Origin of the sequence: Desulfuromonas sp. (assembly GCA_002869615.1) — a bacterium.
Taxonomy (GTDB): Bacteria; Desulfobacterota; Desulfuromonadia; order Desulfuromonadales; family UBA2294; genus BM707.
On record PKUH01000086.1, the window covers coordinates 1 to 4,697 of the forward strand.

General features: G+C 54.9%; 5 protein-coding genes, 1 tRNA gene and 1 other RNA gene. All 7 read left to right on the top strand.

What is annotated here, in order from left to right:
- The first annotated feature begins 404 nt into the window (after positions 1-404).
- The gene (gene pgsA, locus C0623_08270) at positions 405-953 is read left to right on the top strand and encodes a CDP-diacylglycerol--glycerol-3-phosphate 3-phosphatidyltransferase (GenBank protein PLX99878.1); all 549 of its coding nucleotides are present in this window, start codon (positions 405-407) and stop codon (positions 951-953) included.
- A gap of 110 nt (positions 954-1,063) precedes the next feature.
- Positions 1,064-1,151, top strand: a tRNA-Ser gene (locus tag C0623_08275).
- A 44-nt stretch (positions 1,152-1,195) separates the two neighbouring features.
- Positions 1,196-1,293, top strand: an RNA gene (ffs, locus tag C0623_08280) — signal recognition particle sRNA small type.
- A gap of 72 nt (positions 1,294-1,365) precedes the next feature.
- On the top strand, positions 1,366-3,051 hold the full coding sequence (locus tag C0623_08285; GenBank protein PLX99882.1) for a DNA polymerase III subunit gamma/tau: 1,686 nt from the start codon (positions 1,366-1,368) through the stop codon (positions 3,049-3,051).
- A gap of 73 nt (positions 3,052-3,124) precedes the next feature.
- Positions 3,125-3,439, top strand: coding sequence for a YbaB/EbfC family nucleoid-associated protein (locus tag C0623_08290; protein ID PLX99879.1), 315 nt, complete (start codon positions 3,125-3,127; stop codon positions 3,437-3,439).
- A 164-nt stretch (positions 3,440-3,603) separates the two neighbouring features.
- Entirely contained in the window at positions 3,604-4,206 is a 603-nt protein-coding gene (locus C0623_08295; protein ID PLX99880.1) for a recombination protein RecR, read from the top strand.
- A gap of 72 nt (positions 4,207-4,278) precedes the next feature.
- A partial coding sequence (locus C0623_08300; protein PLX99881.1) for a pyruvate:ferredoxin (flavodoxin) oxidoreductase occupies positions 4,279-4,697 on the top strand: 419 nt, incomplete at its 3' end.

Here is a 4,697-nt window from a genome sequence, read left to right on the forward strand (position 1 = left end):
GTGTGGCGCATCCGCTTAAGGTGATAGCGGCAATAATAAGTAATAGAATATGCAGACGAAGCATTCATCCCTCACACGGAGAACCGGATAAACCCGGCAGCAGTGGTGTCATTCATTCACCCCATACCTCTCATCCTCTGCACAGGCGGTCGAACATAAGAGCAGGAGAAAGATTGTTATGATTCTACCACGCTTGTCACCCTGTCCCGGATAATCAATATTTTTTCAGCAAGTTTTACGGTCCACTATATTAGCACACCGATTGAACAACTGATCGTGAATAATGACGAGTAGGCCTCCAAGCCGCCCCCCCCCTCCTTCTCTTTACCCGATTTGGCAAACCGGGAAATTGCGTCATAATTAAAATTGTATTCCCGTTGTGCACATTAATCCCGGAGAGTGCCATGAATATCCCCAACACACTCAGCCTGCTCCGCCTCTTCCTGGTGACGCCGTTCCTGCTTGCCGTCATCTACAGGGCATATGCGGTGGCGCTGGTTCTCTTCGTACTTGCCGGGGTTTCCGATTTTCTCGACGGCTACCTGGCGCGCCGGCTCGGCCAGAAATCGCGACTCGGCACCTTCCTCGATCCGATGGGGGACAAGCTACTGACGACCGTTGCGTTTATCTCGCTGGCGATCGAAGGAGTGGTTCCGGCCTGGCTGGCGGTGCTGGTGGTCGCCAAGGATATCTACATCGCCCTCGGTTCGGGGATCGCCTACCTCGCCGGGCGGGTCTCCGAATTTCCGCCGACCTTCTGGGGCAAGAGTTCGACCGTCCTGCAAATCTCGACGATCGGTATCGTGTTGTTGTCGATTCTGACCGGCATCGGGGCGGCGTTCATTCCGCTGATCTTTCTTCTGACCGGAACGGTCACTGTGATTGCCGGCATTCACTATGTCTGGCGCGGCCTGCAGGACTTCCCCGACGACTCCGGACAGGCGTCCGGATGAGCTCTTTTCCCCGATTGACTTTTGTCCCGTAATCCGCTAAAACAACGCGTCTGATTCGGCTGAAAAAACCTTTACAGCCCAGACCCCTTATTGTATTCTTACCAGTCCGCGGAGAGGTGACCGAGAGGCCGAAGGTGCATGATTGGAAATCATGTGTAGTGAAAGCTACCGGGGGTTCGAATCCCCCCCTCTCCGCCAGTATTTCCCCCATGTGTAAACGGGTTTTTGCCGTTAGAAGTGACAGCCGGGTCCCGTGCAACGGGATGCCGCCAACCCCGTCAGGCCCGGAAGGGAGCAGCGGTAACGGTTATTCCGTGTGCCGCGGGAGTGCCTGGCTGTCACTTGTGCCGGCAAACCCGTGTTCTTCTCCCTGCCGACCGAAAAAGCCTGCTTTTGCGGAGTGAGTGGTTTCATGTCGTACCTTGTTCTGGCCCGAAAATACCGACCCCAATCGTTCGCCGATCTGATCGGTCAGGAGCACGTCAGGCGCACCCTGAATAACGCGATTACCGCTGGCCGGGTGCATCATGCCTTCCTTTTTACCGGCGCCCGCGGGGTCGGCAAGACTTCAGCTGCCCGGATCCTGGCAAAGGCGCTCAATTGTGAACAGGGGCCGACTCCGGAGCCCTGCAACGTCTGCCCGATCTGTGTCGAGATTACCGAAGGACGGAGTGTCGATGTCTTCGAGATCGATGGCGCTTCCAACACCGGAGTCGATGATGTTCGTGATCTGCGCGACAATATTCGCTACCTGCCGTCCCGCGCGCGCAACAAGATCTTCATTATTGATGAAGTCCACATGCTTTCGATCAACGCATTCAATGCTTTACTAAAAACCTTGGAGGAGCCGCCGGAGCATGCCCGGTTTATCTTTGCCACGACCGAGCCGCACAAGATCCCGGTGACGATTCTGTCGCGTTGCCAGCGGCTTGATTTTCGCAAGATCAGTCTGAACAAGGTTGCCGAAAAGCTCAAAGAGATCGCGCTGGCCGAAAAGATTGATGTGCCGGACCGGGCCCTGTCGTTGATTGCCCGTAACGGCGAAGGGAGCATGCGCGATTCGCTCTCGACCCTCGATCAGGTTATCGCCTTCTGTGGCGAATCGGTCAGTGACGAAGATGTCCAGGGGCTTCTCGGCATGGTTGACCGGCGGCTTTTGTTTGCCGTCGTCGATGCGATCCTGCAACGCGAGGGACGCAAGGTTCTCGAAGCGCTGCAGAAGGTTGATGAGCTTGGCTATTCGTACCGTAAATTCTGTCGTGAGCTGATCGACATGTTTCGGATTCTTGTGCTCCTGCACGTGGTTGAAGAGCCGGCCGATATTACCGAAGTGACGGCCGATGAACTGCAGGAATTGAAAGATCTTTCGGGCAAAGCATCTGTCGAAGATCATCAGCGTTCGCTGTCACTCCTGATGAAGACCGAACCGGAAGTTGCCGCTTCGGCCTATCCCCGGTTAACGGTCGAAATGGCGCTGATTCGCCTGGCCACACTGCCGCCGGGTCGCGATGTGTCAAATCTGGTGCGCAAGCTCGAGGAAATGGAGCGTCGGCTCGCTTCCGCTGCCCCGTTCAAGTCGTCGCCGGTACCGGCGCCATCAGCCCCTGCACACGAACCGCCACCGCCGCCTGAGAGGGTAGAGGAGCCGCCGCCAAAAAAGGCTGAAGCCCCGCTGCCGCAGGAGCCGGATACAAGAGGGTGGCCGGGGCTGGTCGAGTATGTCAGGAAACAGCGTCGGCCGCGTATTGCCTCGATTCTTGAACAGGTCAGCCCGATTTCGATCGGCGCCGGGTTGATGAAAATCGGACTGGTCAAGGATTCGTTCGTTGATAATCAGCTCGATCCGGAGACCCGAAAGGATCTCGAGGAGTTAGCCGCCGGTTTTTTTGGCCAGTCGGTCCGGCTCGAGACCTCTTACGTCGATCATCTTGAAGAGAAGGCACCGCTGTCGCTGGCCGACCAGAAACAGGCTCAAGAGAGTGATCGGCAGAAGCGATTGCGGGATGATGCCCTGGAACATCCGATGGTGAAGACGGCGATCGAGATTTTCGAAGGGGAAGTTGCAGAGATTAAACCGATCGACAAGGGTTATGTTTAAATCATAAAAGGAGACAGTTGGCAGACTATATCCTGGGCACTGTCTCGTGGATTTTTTTCGGAGGAAACAAGTTATGGCTAAAGGTTTAGGCAACCTGATGAAGCAGGCCCAGATGATGCAGAAGAAGATGGGCGAAATGCAGCAGGAACTGGAAGGCAAAGAGGTCGAGGCTTCGGCCGGTGGCGGCATGGTCACGGCCCGGGTCAACGGCAAGCAGAAGCTGCTCGCTCTGACGATTGAACCGGATGTCGTTGATGCCGAAGACGTTGAAATGCTGCAGGATCTGATCGTTGCTGCCGTCAACGAGGCGATCAAGAAAAGTCAGGAGATGATTCAGGCCGAGATGAGTAAAGTGACTGGTGGCATGAATATCCCGGGCCTCTTTTAGGGCAAAATAATCTGCAAAAACTTGCTTCAGAGGCTGAACCATGGTAAAAACACCAACTGGTCTGACCAATTCAGTGTTGTTTTTTAGGGCGGTTGAAAAGAAATTTTGACACCCTTAAAAAGTGTATACAAGCGATCACAAGTGTTGGATTTATCAGGATTCACATGCTAGACTCTATTCCGTCTTTTTCGCGGTTGGTAGCTGAATTGGCCAAGTTTCCGGGCATCGGAAAAAAGACGGCAGCACGGCTCGCATTCCATGTTCTCCGTTCGCCGGAAAGTGAAGCGCAGGCTCTCGCCGATGCCGTTTGTGAATTGAAGAGCAGAATCCGGTTCTGCTCGGTTTGTCATCATATTACTGAAAATGACCCCTGTCAGTTGTGTACGGAACCGGCCCGTGATGATGAGGTCATCTGTGTCGTTGAAGAACCGCAGGATCTGATTTCGATCGAGCGGAGCCGCTCGTTCCGCGGCCGTTATCATGTTTTGCATGGTGCCCTGTCTCCGCTTGACGGCATCGGTCCGGATGAACTGAACATCACGGATCTGCTTGCCCGGCTCGGTGAAGGGAACGTCAGGGAGGTCATTCTGGCGACTAACTTTACGGTTGAAGGTGAAGCGACGACTCTCTACCTGGCGCGCCTGATCCGACCTCTCGGGATCAGGGTGACCCGGCCGGCCCATGGCATTCCGATGGGCAGTGATATTGAATATGTTGATGAGGCGACCGTTCATCGTGCAGTTGAAGGTCGCCAGGAAATAGTATAACGATTGATTTGATTTCAAGAGATTCGGTCTCTGTGTTATCAAGTTTTGGAAAAAATCACAAAGGAGAAGGTTATGTCTCAGAAAATGGTTTGTATTGATGGCAATACCGCCGCGCCGCATGTTGCACATGCGACCAACGAGGTGATTGCAATCTATCCGATCACGCCCTCCTCGGTTATGGGCGAGATCTCCGATGCCAAGAGTGCAGCTGGCCAGCCGAACATCTGGGGAACGATCCCCAAGGTTGTTGAAATGCAATCGGAAGGTGGTGCGGCCGGCGCCGTGCACGGTGCTCTGCAGGCCGGTTCCCTGACCACGACGTTTACGGCGTCGCAGGGTCTGCTGCTGATGATCCCGAACATGTTCAAGATTGCCGGTGAACTCACGCCGACGGTTTTTCATGTCTCGGCCCGGGCGATTGCCGCCCAGGCGCTATCGATCTTCGGTGATCACTCCGATGTTATGTCCTGCCGTTCGACCGGCTGGGCGTT

Coding starts and splice junctions, on each gene's coding strand:
- C0623_08295 (PLX99880.1), top strand. CDS start 3,604: ATGCTAGACTCTATTCCGTCTTTTTCGCGGTTGGTAGCTGAATTGGCC.
- C0623_08285 (PLX99882.1), top strand. CDS start 1,366: ATGTCGTACCTTGTTCTGGCCCGAAAATACCGACCCCAATCGTTCGCC.
- C0623_08290 (PLX99879.1), top strand. CDS start 3,125: ATGGCTAAAGGTTTAGGCAACCTGATGAAGCAGGCCCAGATGATGCAG.
- pgsA (PLX99878.1), top strand. CDS start 405: ATGAATATCCCCAACACACTCAGCCTGCTCCGCCTCTTCCTGGTGACG.